Here is a 13,297-nt window from a genome sequence, read left to right as displayed (position 1 = left end):
AGCGAAGCAACGACGATGTGGAGGTACGGCACGGTGCTAATTCAACACCCGCTTGTTATCCGGGCTGTCTAGCGAGAACGTCGGCACGTCGATCTCGAAGCGCTCGCCGGTTTCGCTGACCATCTGGTAGCGGCCGGTCATGAAGCCGGATGCGGTCGTGAGCGGCACGCCGGAAGTGTATTCGAACCGCTCGCCGGGGGCGAGCGTCGGCTGTTCGCCGACCACGCCCTCGCCCCTGACCTCCTGCTGGCGACCGGTGGCGTCGGTGATGATCCAGTGCCGCGTCTTGAGCTGCACCGTCTCGTCGCCGGAATTGGTGATGACGATGGTGTACGACCAGAAATAGCGGGAGCGGTCGGCCGACGACTGCTCCGGAACAAAGTTCGGCTCGACGGTCACTTCGATCTGGCGGGTCACGGCGCGGTACATGGCTGCCATCATACCGAAATCCGGCGTCGGAACCAAACCCCGAGGCGGTTTTGGCGACATCGTGCCGCCAGAATTGGCGAGGAAGTACACCCCAAGGAAAGAATCCCCAAGGGATGACATCCCCAGGGGGGAGACACCCCCATGTGATCCGGCCGCTTTGCGAGATGACGGCCGGACCGGTACACTCCTTCAACGTCGCGATTTGGGTGAGGGTTTTTAGGCCCCGATGACCATTGCCGACCAAGTGACGGGATCGAGCATCGCAGGAACCGCCAAACCTGCGGAGCCGCGTGCAGCCGCCATCACGCTGCCCGCCATCGGCGAGCGCGAACTCCGCCTTGACCTGTTCCGTGGGCTGGCGCTGTGGCTGATCTTCATCGACCATCTGCCGACGAGCCTTTTGACGTGGTTCACGATCCGCAATTACGGCTTCAGCGACGCCACGGAGATCTTCATCTTCATCTCCGGCTACACCGCCGCCTTCGTCTACGGCCGCGCGATGCTGGAGGGTGGCGTCGTCATCGCTACCGCCCGCATCCTGCGGCGGGTCTGGCAGATCTACGTCGCGCACGTCTTCCTGTTCACGATCTTCCTCGCCGAGATCTCCTACGTGGCGACCCGTTTCGAGAACCCGCTCTACACCGAAGAGATGGGGATCATGGACTTCCTCAAGCAGCCCGACATCACCATCGTGCAGGCGCTGCTGCTGCGTTTCCGTCCCGTCAACATGGACGTGCTGCCGCTGTATATCGTCCTGATGCTGGCGCTGCCCGTGATCCTGTGGTCGATGCGCTGGAAGCCCGACGTCACGCTCGGCCTTTCCGTCGTGCTCTACGCGGTGACCTGGGAATACGATCTCTACTTCTCCGCCTATCCGAACGGCTTCTGGGCCTTCAATCCGCTGGCCTGGCAATTGCTTTTCGTCTTCGGTGCATGGTGTGCGCTCGGAGGTGCGCGGCGCATGTCGCGTATTTTAGCGTCGCCGGTAACGATGTGGATCTCGATCGCCTATATCGTGGCGGCGTTCTACGTGACGCTGACCTGGTATCTGCCGCACCTGTCCCATCTGATGCCGAAGCGGCTCGAGCAATGGATGTATCCGATCGACAAGACCGATCTCGACGTTCTGCGCTTCACGCATTTCCTGGCGCTGGCCGCGCTCACGGTGCGCTTCCTGCCGCGCGACTGGCCGGGCCTGAAATCGCAGTGGCTGCGACCGCTGATCCTGTGCGGCCAGCATTCGCTCGAGATCTTCTGCCTCGGCGTCTTCCTCGCCTTCGCCGGCCATTTCATCCTGGCCGAGGTCTCCGGCGGCGCAGCCATGCATGCGCTGATTAGTCTCTCCGGAATCCTGGTCATGTGGGGCGTTGCCTGGGTGATTTCGTGGTACAAGCGCGTGGCTGACAAGAGCGGTGCGAAAACCAAAAACGCCGTCGGCAACGCCGATCTGGCGGGAGGAGGCTGATGAAGGCGAAGGTTCTCCTGAGCCTGATCCTGCTATGCGGTGGCCTCGCCGCGCCCCAGGCGCGCGCGGACGATGCTGCGCCTGCCGCTGCCGCCGCGCCCGCAGCCTGCGAATTGCCGTCTTATCTCCTCACCAGCGAAAGCCAGCTTCCCAAGGTTGCCGAGGCCGTCAAATCGGGCAAACCGCTGGAAATCCTGGTCATCGGCAGCCGCTCGACCACGATTCCGGCCTCCGAGGACGCCTCCTATCCGGCGCGCATGCAGGCCATCTTGAAGGAGAAGCTGCCACCCTCGGAGGTCGTGCACGTCTCCGTAGAAATACAGAGCAAGAAAACAGCAGAGGAGGCGGCCACCACCTTCGTTAAGCTGATGGAAGCAAAAAGGCCTACTTTGGTCATCTGGCAGACCGGGACCGTGGATGCTATCCGAGCCATCGATCCCGATGAGTTTCGCGGTGCTGTGACCGAGGGGGTTGCCGCGCTGCAAAATGCAGGGGCTGACGTCGTGTTGATGAATTTGCAGTACAGCCCGCGCACAGAGACCATGATCTCGGTGCCGCCCTATCTCGACAATATGCGGGTGGTGGCGCAGGAGCACGACATCCCGCTGTTCGATCGTTTCGCGATCATGCGGCAGTGGAATGACCAGGGTCAGTTCGACCTGTTCAGCCCGTCCCACGGGCCGGAGCTGGCGAAACAGGTCCATGATTGCCTTGGCCGGGCGTTGGCACAGTTCGTGTTTGACGCAGCCCATCTGGGGCCGGCCCAGCAGCAAAATTGAGGTCTAGCGTTAATGAGTTCTCTCCGCCCTTTTTGCCCGACGGCATGGCTGGCTATATCAGCGGCGGCAGCGCTGCTGTTGCTGACGCCGGTGTCGCAGTCGCGCGCGCAGGCGCAAGCCGCGCAGACGACGCAAGCGCCGGCGCAAACCGCTGATCCCGCTCCCGCCTCGCGTTCCCAGACCACGGGCGCCGTGACGTCCCCCGAGCAGCGTGGCATCACCGCGCGCGCCATCGACAAGGTCAAGCAGGCCGCCAAGTCTGCCGGCGATATCTTCAACCGCGTGCCATGCCTGCCGCCGAAGGGCGGCTCGAAGACGATGGGCTCGCTCCCTCATGTCGCGGCCAAGCTCGCGGCCGGCCAGCCCGTCGTGATCGTCGCGTTCGGCTCGTCGTCGACCGCCGGCTACGGCGCGAGCTCGCCCGATTTCAACTATCCGAACCGTCTCGCCGCACAGCTGCGCCGGCACTATCCGACCGCCGACATCACCGTCGTCAACGCCGGCGTGGGCGGCGAGGATGCGCCGGAGATGATGAAGCGCCTTCAGACGCAGGTGATCGACCTGCATCCGGACATGGTGATCTGGCAGGTCGGCACCAACGCCGTGCTGCGCAATCTCGATCCCGGCGATACCGCAAAACTGGTCGAGGACGGCATCTCCCGCATCCAGGCCGCCGGCGGCGCCGACATCGTGCTGGTCGATCCGCAATATTCGCCGGCCGTCAATCAGCGCAAGGAGAGCGCCGGCAAGATGGTGAAGCTGCTCGGCAAGGTCGCCGAGCTCCGCCACGTCGGCATCTTCCCGCGCTTCGAAGTGATGCGCGACTGGCACGAGAACCAGTCGATCCCGGTCGAGAGCTTCGTCATCGCCGACGGCCTGCACATGAATGACTGGGGCTACGCCTGCTTCGCCCAGCTGCTCGGCGACGACATCATCCGCTCCGTCGGGCAGATCAAGCTCGGGGTGAACGTGCCGGCGGATGTGAGGACGTATCGGCCGATGTGACGGCTCTTACCTGCTCCCGCCAGGGGAGGGCAAGGAAGATCACGCCTTCTCCAGCGCTGCGGTGATATCCTCGATCAGATCGTCCGCATGCTCCAGCCCCGCGGAGAAGCGGATGAAACCCTCGCTGATGCCGAGCGCGGCGCGGTCTTCCGGCTTGAGGCGCTGATGCGTCGTGGTGGCCGGATGCGTCACGAGGCTCTTGGCGTCGCCGAGGTTGTTCGAGATCTTCGCAAGCTTGAGCTCGTTGAGCACGCGAAACGCTGCCGCCTTGCCGCCCTTCACCTCGAAGCCGACGAGCGTCGAGCCGCCGCGCATCTGCTTCTTCACCAGCGCCGCCTGCGGATGATCGGCACGGCCGGGATAGACCAGGCGCGAGATCTTCGGATGGCTCGCCAGTACCTCGGCGACGCGCGCTGCCGTGTCGGTCTGCGCGCGCACGCGCACGCCCAGCGTCTCCAGGCCCTTGAGCAGGACCCAGGCGTTGAACGGCGAGATCGACGGGCCGGTCTGGCGCATGAAATTGTGCAGGTGCTCCGCGATGAAGGCTTCCGAGGACAGGATGATGCCGCCGAGACACCGGCCCTGGCCGTCGATGTGCTTGGTCGCGGAGTAGACGACGACGTCGGCGCCGAGCGCGAGCGGGCTTTGCCAGATCGGCGTTGCGAACACGTTGTCCACGACGAGGCGCGCGCCGCCGCTGTGCGCGATCGCGGCGATGCCGGGAATGTCGAGCACATCGAGCGTCGGGTTGGTCGGGCTCTCCAGGAAGAACGTCTTGGTGTTGGGGCGAAGTGCGCGCTGCCACTGGTCGAGATCGAGGCCGTCGACCAGCGTGGTCTCGATGCCGTAGCGCGGCAGGAGGTCCTGGATGACGTAGAGGCACGAGCCGAACAGCGCGCGGGAGGCGACCACGTGATCGCCGGCCTTCAGCGGTGCCAGGATCGCGGTCGTCACTGCGGCCATGCCGGTTGCCGCGGAGCGGGCGGCTTCGGCGCCCTCGAGCTCGATCATGCGGCGCTCGAACATCGCAATGGTCGGGTTGGAGTAGCGCGAATAGATGAAGCCAGGGTCCTCGCCCTTGAACCGCGCCTCGCACTCCTCGGCGCTGGCATAGACATAGCCTTGCGTCAGGAACAGCGCCTCCGACGTCTCGCCATATTGCGAGCGCAGGGTGCCGGAATGGACCAGGCGGGTTTCGGGGCGGTAGGCAGCAGGCGACTTCGACATAGGACCCTCCGACGTGACCATTGGAGCGAAAACGGTCACAAAAAAACCGGCCTGGATATCTCCACTGGCCGGGATCACAGAGGTCCCCGGCCTGTTTAGCGATTTATTTAACGTGGCTGCAAGCCGGCCGGCTCAAATCACCACGGGATAAGTGATGCTCATATTCCGCAATGCCCTTTCCGTCAAGGCGTCCATCGGCTAGCCCTGAAAGACTCGTATTTTCCGCATGTCCGAATGCTCTGACCCCAGATGAGGACCCCCGGTTGAGTTTCACGGTCGCCGCCGATGCCAATGGAATCCTGCCCGACCGCATGATCGCGGCGATGGCGGAGGCGGGTCTCATCCTGCCGGCCTACGACTTCGTCGAAAGCCAGATCCAGCCGGCGAGCCTCGATCTGCGTCTCGGCGACATCGCCTATCGCGTCCGCGCCAGCTTTCTCCCCGGGCCCGGCGCCACCGTCGCCGAGCGCATCGACGAATTGAAGCTGCACGAGTTCAGCCTCGCCGACGGCGCGGTGCTAGAGACCAACTGCGTCTACATCGTGCCGCTGCTCGAGAGCCTCGCGCTGCCGCCGGAAATCGTCGCAGCCGCAAATCCGAAGAGCTCGACCGGCCGGCTCGACGTCTTCACCCGCGTGATCGCCGACGGCACCCGCCGCTTCGACATGATCGGCGCCGGCTATCACGGCCCGCTCTATGCCGAGATCAGCCCGAAGACGTTTCCGGTGCTGGTGCGCGAGGGCTCGCGTCTCAGCCAGGTGCGCTTCCGCACTGGGGACGCCATCCTCAACGCCGACGAGCTCGATGGCTTGCACGCCGCCGAGCGCCTCGTCGACATCGCCGATGCCGATCTCTCCGGCGGCGTCGCCGTCTCCGTCGATCTCTCCGGCGAGAAAGGCAATGGCTTCGTCGGCTATCGCGCCAAGCGCCACACCGGCGTCGTCGACGTCGATCGCCGCGCCGGCTACGCCGTGGAAGATTTCTGGGAGCCGATCTCGGCCCGTCCCGACGGCAGCCTGATCCTCGACCCCGGCGAGTTCTACATCCTCGCCTCCAAGGAAGCCGTGCAGGTGCCGCCCGATTACGCCGCGGAGATGGTGCCGTTCGATCCCTTGGTCGGCGAATTCCGCGTGCACTATGCCGGCTTCTTCGATCCCGGCTTCGGCTATGCCGGTGCGGGCGGGCTAGGATCGCGCGCCGTGCTCGAAGTGCGCTCGCGCGAGGTGCCGTTCATCCTCGAGCACGGCCAGATCGTCGGCCGCCTCGTCTACGAGAAGATGCTGGCGCGCCCCGATGCGATGTACGGCCAGCGCATCGGCTCGAACTACCAGGCGCAGGGTCTGAAGCTGAGCAAGCATTTCCGGGTGTAATCCGGGCTACGACAGAAAGCGCCTCCGGTTGCGCCACTCCTCGCGCAATGACACACTCCCGCAAAACAACAAGCCGGGAGCGATCATGACCGCCGCAACTGACGCCGCGCAGGAAGCCGAATGGAAGCGCTGGCGCGCGGTCGCCGATCTCTACCACGCTTACTTCACCGGCCTCATCCTGACCGTCGTCACGCGCCGCGGCACTGCGGATGCGGCGGAGTTCGTGTTCCGTGTCTTCCGCCGCCAGCAGCAGGAGCGCTTCCTGCCGGGCTTGCAAAAGCTCGGGCTCAGCCATCTGCCGCCGGCGGTCGCCGCCGCGCAATACCACTATCTCTCCAACTGGATCGGCGGCGTGCATGTCGAATACATGTACGAGAGCGACCGCAAGGCCTGGATCCGCTATCCGCCGCCGCGGTGGATCTGGAAGGGCAGCGCGATCTGCGGCGTGCCGGGCGAGGTCAGCCGCGCGATGCTGCGCGGCTGGCACGCCAACAATGGCGTTGCGCTCGGCGATCTCCGCCTCGGCTTCGTCTGCACCAAGCAGAGCATCGACGGCCAGGACGGGCTCGAAGGCTACTATCACCAGTACGACCATCCGCTCGAGCCCGATCAGCGCCTGGTGTTCGCGCGGCATCTGGAGGCGCCGTTGTTCGATGCCAGGACCGCACCGGCATTGCCGGTCTCGAGCTGGCCGAAACCACGACTGGAAAAGGCCTATCGCAACTACGCGATGGAATATGTCCGCACCGCCGCGCCGGTGATGGTGCAGCAGCTCGGCCCCGAAGATGCCGGCTATCTCCTCCACCTCACCGGCAGGCTGATCGGCATGCAATATTTCGACGAGGTCGCCGCGGCGCTGTCGATGACCCGCGGTCGTGCGGGCGAGTTTGCATCGTTTCTCAATGCTCTGTTCGCCGCGCAGGATGATGCCGCCGAGATGACGCAGTCCGAAGGCGCGTTCGAACTCCGCCAACAGAACTGGAAACTGATGGACGACGTGCCCGATTATCACCCCGCCTGCGCAAAGGTGCTGGAGGGATTGTTTGAAGGGCTGGCCGCAGGTTGCGGACGACACATCGGCGTGCAGATGCGGCCGGCCGCGGGTGGCCGTCCGCCATTGGTCTGGACGATCGGGTAAGCGACAGTGTCGCCGTGCTTTGCCTCTGCCCGCGTGCGGGGAGAGGCCGGAATTTGCGACAGCAAATTCCGGGTGAGGGGGACTCTCTGCGAGTCCAGTTGCCACCGTCGTGGCGGAAGCGGCCCCTCACCCCAACCCTCTCCCGTAAGAACGGGGAGAGGGAGAGGAGGGAGAAGAGGGAGCCGCAATTCCACGCGCTGAAATGCGCTGCCGCAGGGCACGCCTGCATCAGGCGCAGGAGGAATCGGCGATTGCCGTGCTAACAAGCCTCTCGCTGCGCCTTTCGCGCGAACAAAGTCATTGGCACACCGAGTGATTGCCGCGCCGCAAATGGCGCCTGCGTCCGGGAGAGGACATGTCCGACATCGCCGAGATCCCGGTCGATGAGCAAGAGCGCCCGTTGCCGCCGCCCCCGCGCCCCGTGAGGAGCGCGCTGGTGGACGGGCCGATCCTGCGCACGCTGCTCTCCCTCGCCTGGCCGAACGTGATCGCGCTGTCGGCCGGCACCTGCACGGTGATCGCCGAGACCTCCTATATCGGCCGGCTCGGCGTCGAAGCGCTGGCCGCGATGGCGCTGGTCTTTCCGACAGTGATCCTCACCATGACCATGTCCGGCGGTGCCATGGGCGGCGCGGTCGCTTCCGCCATCGCACGCGCGCTCGGTGCCGGCGACCGCGAGCGGGCCGGCACGCTCGCCATGCACGCGATGCTGATCGGCATCAGCTTCGGCCTCGTCTTCATGCTGGGCATGCTGATCTTCGGGCCCAGGGTGCTCGAAATGCTCGGCGGCCGCGGCGATGTGCTGACGCATGCGATCGCCTACACGCAGGTATTTTTCGGCGGCGCCGTGCTGCCCTGGCTGCTCAACACCATGGCGGGCATCTTGCGGGGCACCGGCAACATGAAGCTGCCGTCGTTCCTCATCCTCAACTCGGCGGCCTGGCAGATCCTGCTCGGCGGCACGCTCGGCCTCGGGCTCGGCCCGGTGCCGCAGCTCGGCATGCGCGGCGTCGCGGCTGGCGCGCTGATCGCCTACACCATGAACATCTGCATCATGGGCTGGTACCTGTTCTCCGGCCGCGCGCGGATCGCACTGAAGCTGCGCGGCCTGCGCATCCAGTGGTCGATGTTCTTCGACATTTTCAAGGTCGGCGCCATCGCCTGCTTCTCCCCGCTGCAATCGGTGCTGACGATCTCGATCTTCACCCACATGCTGGCGAAGTTCGGCACCGCGATCCTCGCCGGCTACGGCGTCGGCGCGCGGCTGGAATTTCTGCTGACCTCGATCGCGTTCTCGTTCGGCATTGCCTGCGTGCCCATGGTCGGGATGGCGATCGGCGCCGGCCGCATCGCGCGCGCCCGGCGCATTGCGTGGATCGCCAGTGCCGCCGCCTTCGTGGCCGTCGGTGCACCGGCATGCCTCGTTGCGATCTTCCCCGATCTGTGGGTCAACATCTTCACCGACAGTGCGGCCGTGCGCGCGGCGAGCCATCAATATCTCTCGACGGTCGGGCCGTTCTACGCGTTCTTCGGCCTTGCAACGACGATGTACTTCTCCTCGCAAGGCGCGGCGAAGGTGATCGGCCCGGTGCTGGCGCAGACCGCGCGGCTGATCTACATCTCGGCCGCCGGCTGGTGGCTGCTGACGCATGAGGCCACCGCACAGAGCTTCTTCTGGCTGGCCGCGAGCTCGATGGTCGTGCTCGGCCTGCTGTCATGCTCCAGCGTGGTGCTGACGCGTTGGGGCCCGCGCGAGGGCAAGCCCGCGATCAGGCCGGCGCTGTCCGGCGCGACGGATTAGCGACGCCTGTGACGGCGATGACCGCCGCCGGCATTGGCAAGTCGCATCAATTGCGGGATCATCGCCATCATGTCGCCGCCACCGGAGCCGCCGAGCATGCCCATGATGTCGCCGCCGCCGATGCCGCCGAGCCCGCTCGGCATGTAGCCGCCCCCCATCATGCCGCCGAGGCCGCCGCCGCCGTTCTCCATCATGCGGCTCATCATCGGACCCATGGTCTGCATCAGCATGGCGAAGCGGCGCTTGCCCATCTTCGCCTTCATCATCTCCAGCATCGGCGCCATCTGGGTCATCATGTCCTGGCCACCGGCACCTCCGCCGCCGAGGAACTGCGCCTTCGCCGGCACGCTCGACATCGAAAACAGCAGCAGCACGACGGCCGCCTGACAGATCACCTTGTCCGCACCCCTCATGGCATGCTCCTCGCGTGCGCGGCGCCGCCGGGAGAGCGGAGCCAACCGGACGCACGCGGGCATGGTTACGGCCCGCGAGGGCGCGGCTCTGTGAAAAACATCACGGAGGAACGGGCGGGGATGCCCGGTGCATGGCGGCGACGGCTTCCTTCGTCTGGCCCTGGACATAAGTCGCAAGCTGCACCGAGGCGCTGTAATGCTTCAGCCGCTCGTTGTTGATTGCATCGACGAGGCGCTGCCGCGCGTCGTCGCAATCGACCAGCACCTCGCGCGCCACGGAGCCGTTGGCGAAGGTGACGATGCGCGCGTCGCCGTCGAGCGTGCAGGCCGTGACGAAGCCCGGCACCAGCCGCTGCGGCAGCGCGCCGAAATCGCGCACGGCGTCCCAGACGTCGCGGGCGGGGACGGGGAGGGGGATGTCGTTGTGGATGGAGCCCATGAAGGTGTCCTTGATGATGTTCGATGATTGCAACAAACACCGTCATTGCGAGCGTAGCGAAGCAATCCAGCAATCTTCCCGCGGAAGCAGTCTGGATTGCTTCGTCGCTAGAGCTCCTCGCGATGACGGAGCGAGTGGCTGGAGCTCACGGGCAAACCGCCTCGACATTGTTGCCATCGGGGTCGATCAAGAACGCCGCATAATAGGTCGGGCTGTAATCGCTACGCGGCCCGGCGCCGCCATTGTCCCGGCCGCCGCTCTTCAGGCCCTCGCTGTGGAACGCCTTGACCGCGTCATGATCCTTGGCGCGAAACGCGATATGCGCGCCGTCGGCTTTCCGGCCCTTGTCCAGATGCAGCCACAGCCCCGGCTCGCCCTTCGGCCCGAAACCGGCATAGCCCTCGCCGCTGGAGCACAGGACGTAGCCGAGCGGAGCCAGCACCGCGGTGTAGAACCGCGTGGCGGCGTCGAGGTCGGCAACGCGCAATCCGATGTGGTCGTACATGATCGTCTCCATTGCAAGGCGCGCCGCAACTGGCGCGCGCCGGAGACGACCCTAGTCAGTTCAGGGCGAGCTGCTCTTGGAGAATCTTGCGCTGGCCGCGCGAGGCCTGCCGGAACTTGGTCGGCGACACGCCGGCAGCGCGATGAAACGTGCGGACGAAATTGGAGAGGTCGCCGAACCCAACGTCATAGGCGATGTCGGTGACGGCGATGTCGTCCTCAGTAAGCCTGCGCGCGGCGTGCCGCAGCCGCGAGCGGACCAGATATTGATGCGGGGTGACGCCGAGCACGGCCGCGAACAGCCGCAGGAAGTGGAATGGGCTGAGGCCGGCCTGCCTTGCGGCCCGTTCGAGGTCGAGCTCGGCATGCGAATTGTCGTCGATCCACAGCGCGGCTTCGACGGCGCGGCGGCGGTCTCGCGCGGTCGGCGTGGCCGGCTTGCGCGCCTTGCCGGAGACGACGTCGATGAAGCGGCCCGCAAGAACTTGCCCGATCTCGTCGAGACCCAGGTCGCTGTTGCCATCTGCCGCCGTCTGGGCCAGCTCGCCCAGCACCATCAGCTCGGGCAGCGGCGGTGTCGCGCCGACCTGCCAGACCTCGCGCCGCCCGCCGAGGGCGTCGACCAGGTCCTCGCTGAAGAAGAAGCCGAGGCAGAGGTCGCCGCTGACGTGCTCGTGCGTGCAGGTGTATTCCTCGCCGGGGGCGCCGACCAGCATTGAGCCCGCCACCAGCTCGAAGAAGCCGGCACGGCAATGGCAGCCAAAACTGCCGGAGCGGACATAGGCGATGGAATGTCCGGTGCGGCATTCCGCGAACGGCGTGTCGTCCGGTCCCGCATCGCAGCGAAACTCGGAGACGGTGATCGATCCTGTCGTCAGCAGCGTGGTCGCATCCATGCGGCCCTATCTAGGTAGGCGCGCACGGCGGAGCAACGGGCAGCAGCGCCTCGAACAGCGTCTGGCTGGCGAGCGGATGGGCGCCCTCCAAAGAGGCGAACATCGTGTAGCCACGCCCCACCATGCACACGCCCCGTTCAGTGCACGCTTTTCCCCCGACGGGGCGATCATAGCACCGCCACAATCCGGCGCCCCCGAAATCTCGCCAGGACGTTAACAACTGTCTGGCAGAGGCGCCAAACCGCTTGGCGGGAGGCGCCGTCTCGGCTAATCAGGATGGGCGCGGAGCAGCGCACACGCGGGCGTAGTTCAATGGTAGAACGGCAGCTTCCCAAGCTGCATACGAGGGTTCGATTCCCTTCGCCCGCTCCAACACTTAGCCGAAGTTGGCAAATCGGTTTTGTCGGCGGTTTTGCAGGATTTGTTCATTCTTTGGCCTGCAGTTTCTTGATCCTGGCCTTAATCGCTGCCGAGCGGCCGACGTAGCGGCGGATGATCTTCTCGACCGACTCCTCCTCCCACGCGAGCGTTTCGGCGATCTCACGCATGCTGAAGTCGGCGATGTAGAGCTTTGTCGCCGCAGTTCCTCGCAGGTCGTTGAAATGCAGGTCACGTTCCGACATTCCGGCGTCGATCTTGGCCTTGTTGAATGAGCTGCCGAAACCATCGGCAGTCCACGGTCGATTCCGGCTGCTGGTCAGGATGGTGGTTGCGCGCTTCGGGATGCGTGCGAGGACGTCGCGAAGCGCTCCGTAGAGGGGGATGATTGCTTCGCAGCGGTGCCTGCTCTTACCGGTGGTGAGCACAATCGCCTCGTCGCCGACGTGCGACCAGGCCACGCGGATCAAATCGCCTAACCGCAAGCCGGTGTGGCTAGCGAGGTCTATGGCGTTGGCGATCTCGGCCGAGCAGCTTCTCTTGATGTGTGCGAGGTCTGAGTCAGTCCAGATGATCTCGGAGCGGTCGTTGTTGTAAAGGTGCTTGATACCCTCGCAGGGATTGCCGACGATCCTGCCCAGCTCGACGGCGTGGGCGAGGACGCGCGACAAAACTTGGAGCGCATAATCAGCGGTTCGCGGAGTGTCGGCCCACTGGTTACGCCAGCGGCGTATCACAGGCCGAATTTTCTCCGGACGGTCGAACTGCGCGATGCGCAGCTCGCCAAAATGATCCGCGATCCGGTCGAGCCACTTGCTCCATTGATCGCGCGTCGAGTCCGCCAGCTTCTTATAGTCTCTGCTCGCCTTATAGTCCGTCACCACGAAGCGGAAGCGATTCTTATCGAGCGTGCGCCGCTGCTCAACTGCTTCGTTGTAAGAGGCGATGAATTCTGGCGAGCCGGGCTCGCCTCGTAGTCGTGGGCCGCCGCGCCAGGCGTAGCAATAGACACGCCCTTTTGATCTGACCGTTGCGACGCCCTTGAGGTTAATTCTGACCATGGCGCGCCTCGAACTCCTTCAGCTCGCGATCGAGGTCGTCTAGCGATGGAGATTGGTAGTCGGCCGTCATCAAGCGGAAAGTGCCATCGGGATGATATTTAACGGCGGTTACTTTCTTCCCGAGCGCTTCAAGCGCCATAATCTGAGCCTTTACCTCGGCCGGTCGATGGTTGTACGGCTTACGCGCCATTTTGCTTCTCCTCGCGCAGCGGCTCGACGGTCGAGCCACAACGAGCCATTCGCTCGCGCAAAGCCCGAACGATTTCGCTGCTTTGAGAACTGGCGTTCTCCGACGTTTGCGCCGCGATCCAAGCCTTCACATCGGGGGGAACGCGAATGATGATCTTAGGCATTTGTCGGCTATTCATATTGACCATCCTCGGTTTAGATCG

Annotated in this window: 15 protein-coding genes, 1 tRNA gene and 1 riboswitch; of the genes, 7 read left to right on the top strand and 9 right to left on the bottom strand. The window is 64.8% G+C overall.

What is annotated here, in order from left to right; genetic code table 11:
• Nucleotides 1–36: 36 nt before the first annotated feature.
• Entirely contained in the window at nucleotides 37–429 is a 393-nt protein-coding gene (gene apaG, locus ACRQ5Q_RS39550; RefSeq protein ID WP_212341528.1) for a Co2+/Mg2+ efflux protein ApaG, read from the bottom strand.
• A gap of 226 nt (nucleotides 430–655) precedes the next feature.
• On the opposite strand from apaG, the gene ACRQ5Q_RS39545 reads away from it, so the two are divergent.
• Genes ACRQ5Q_RS39545 through ACRQ5Q_RS39535 form a run of 3 tightly spaced genes read left to right on the top strand, consistent with a single transcriptional unit; the run spans nucleotide 656 to nucleotide 3,678 of the window.
• Entirely contained in the window at nucleotides 656–1,894 is a 1,239-nt protein-coding gene (locus tag ACRQ5Q_RS39545) for an OpgC domain-containing protein (protein ID WP_439371636.1), read from the top strand.
• Nucleotides 1,894–2,673 (top strand): SGNH/GDSL hydrolase family protein, encoded by a 780-nt coding sequence (locus ACRQ5Q_RS39540; protein ID WP_439371635.1) that lies wholly within the window; start codon nucleotides 1,894–1,896, stop codon nucleotides 2,671–2,673. The genes ACRQ5Q_RS39545 and ACRQ5Q_RS39540 overlap by 1 nt, the downstream gene beginning before the upstream one ends.
• Nucleotides 2,674–2,685: 12 nt before the next feature.
• The gene (locus ACRQ5Q_RS39535; protein ID WP_439395208.1) at nucleotides 2,686–3,678 is read left to right on the top strand and encodes an SGNH/GDSL hydrolase family protein; all 993 of its coding nucleotides are present in this window, start codon (nucleotides 2,686–2,688) and stop codon (nucleotides 3,676–3,678) included.
• A 39-nt stretch (nucleotides 3,679–3,717) separates the two neighbouring features.
• Here ACRQ5Q_RS39535 and ACRQ5Q_RS39530 read toward each other — a convergent pair whose 3' ends face one another.
• Nucleotides 3,718–4,905, bottom strand: coding sequence for an O-succinylhomoserine sulfhydrylase (locus ACRQ5Q_RS39530; protein ID WP_439371633.1), 1,188 nt, complete (start codon nucleotides 4,903–4,905; stop codon nucleotides 3,718–3,720).
• 74 nt (nucleotides 4,906–4,979) lie between these two features.
• Nucleotides 4,980–5,059: riboswitch (SAM riboswitch) on the bottom strand.
• A gap of 157 nt (nucleotides 5,060–5,216) precedes the next feature.
• Between ACRQ5Q_RS39530 and ACRQ5Q_RS39525 the strand changes: the two genes are divergently transcribed.
• From ACRQ5Q_RS39525 to ACRQ5Q_RS39515, 3 genes are all read left to right on the top strand, one after another.
• Nucleotides 5,217–6,275 (top strand): 2'-deoxycytidine 5'-triphosphate deaminase, encoded by a 1,059-nt coding sequence (locus tag ACRQ5Q_RS39525; protein ID WP_439375745.1) that lies wholly within the window; start codon nucleotides 5,217–5,219, stop codon nucleotides 6,273–6,275.
• Nucleotides 6,276–6,360: 85 nt separating this feature from the next.
• Nucleotides 6,361–7,413 carry a hypothetical protein gene (locus tag ACRQ5Q_RS39520; RefSeq protein ID WP_439395206.1) on the top strand — a complete coding sequence of 351 codons (1,053 nt, stop codon included), beginning with the start codon at nucleotides 6,361–6,363 and terminating at the stop codon, nucleotides 7,411–7,413.
• A gap of 355 nt (nucleotides 7,414–7,768) precedes the next feature.
• Nucleotides 7,769–9,214 (top strand): MATE family efflux transporter, encoded by a 1,446-nt coding sequence (locus tag ACRQ5Q_RS39515; protein WP_439395204.1) that lies wholly within the window; start codon nucleotides 7,769–7,771, stop codon nucleotides 9,212–9,214.
• On the opposite strand, the gene ACRQ5Q_RS39510 is transcribed toward ACRQ5Q_RS39515, so the two are convergent.
• From ACRQ5Q_RS39510 to ACRQ5Q_RS39495, 4 genes are all read right to left on the bottom strand, one after another.
• Nucleotides 9,211–9,627 carry a hypothetical protein gene (locus tag ACRQ5Q_RS39510; RefSeq protein WP_439371630.1) on the bottom strand — a complete coding sequence of 139 codons (417 nt, stop codon included), beginning with the start codon at nucleotides 9,625–9,627 and terminating at the stop codon, nucleotides 9,211–9,213. The genes ACRQ5Q_RS39515 and ACRQ5Q_RS39510 overlap by 4 nt on opposite strands.
• Nucleotides 9,628–9,727: 100 nt before the next feature.
• The gene (locus tag ACRQ5Q_RS39505) at nucleotides 9,728–10,066 is read right to left on the bottom strand and encodes an SRPBCC family protein (protein WP_439399950.1); all 339 of its coding nucleotides are present in this window, start codon (nucleotides 10,064–10,066) and stop codon (nucleotides 9,728–9,730) included.
• A 145-nt stretch (nucleotides 10,067–10,211) separates the two neighbouring features.
• On the bottom strand, nucleotides 10,212–10,571 hold the full coding sequence (locus ACRQ5Q_RS39500; RefSeq protein WP_439395202.1) for a VOC family protein: 360 nt from the start codon (nucleotides 10,569–10,571) through the stop codon (nucleotides 10,212–10,214).
• A gap of 55 nt (nucleotides 10,572–10,626) precedes the next feature.
• Entirely contained in the window at nucleotides 10,627–11,466 is an 840-nt protein-coding gene (locus tag ACRQ5Q_RS39495) for a helix-turn-helix transcriptional regulator (protein WP_439395200.1), read from the bottom strand.
• Between the two features lie 298 nt (nucleotides 11,467–11,764).
• Here ACRQ5Q_RS39495 and ACRQ5Q_RS39490 point away from each other — a divergent pair.
• Nucleotides 11,765–11,838 (top strand) — tRNA-Gly (locus ACRQ5Q_RS39490).
• 53 nt (nucleotides 11,839–11,891) lie between these two features.
• Here ACRQ5Q_RS39490 and ACRQ5Q_RS39485 read toward each other — a convergent pair.
• From ACRQ5Q_RS39485 to ACRQ5Q_RS39475, 3 genes are read right to left on the bottom strand one after another with little or no spacing between them, the layout of a single operon-like run.
• Complete coding sequence (locus ACRQ5Q_RS39485; protein ID WP_439395199.1) at nucleotides 11,892–12,905, bottom strand: tyrosine-type recombinase/integrase; 1,014 nt, start codon at nucleotides 12,903–12,905, stop codon at nucleotides 11,892–11,894.
• Nucleotides 12,892–13,095 (bottom strand): hypothetical protein, encoded by a 204-nt coding sequence (locus ACRQ5Q_RS39480; RefSeq protein WP_439395197.1) that lies wholly within the window; start codon nucleotides 13,093–13,095, stop codon nucleotides 12,892–12,894. The genes ACRQ5Q_RS39485 and ACRQ5Q_RS39480 overlap by 14 nt, the downstream gene beginning before the upstream one ends.
• A complete protein-coding gene (locus tag ACRQ5Q_RS39475) occupies nucleotides 13,085–13,258 on the bottom strand; it encodes a hypothetical protein (protein WP_439395195.1) in 174 nt (57 codons plus the stop codon). The genes ACRQ5Q_RS39480 and ACRQ5Q_RS39475 overlap by 11 nt, the downstream gene beginning before the upstream one ends.
• Nucleotides 13,259–13,297 lie beyond the last annotated feature (39 nt).

The organism is Bradyrhizobium sp. PMVTL-01 (assembly GCF_051861855.1).
Taxonomy (GTDB): Bacteria; Pseudomonadota; Alphaproteobacteria; order Rhizobiales; family Xanthobacteraceae; genus Bradyrhizobium.
This window is presented reverse-complemented; position numbering and strand designations above follow the sequence as displayed.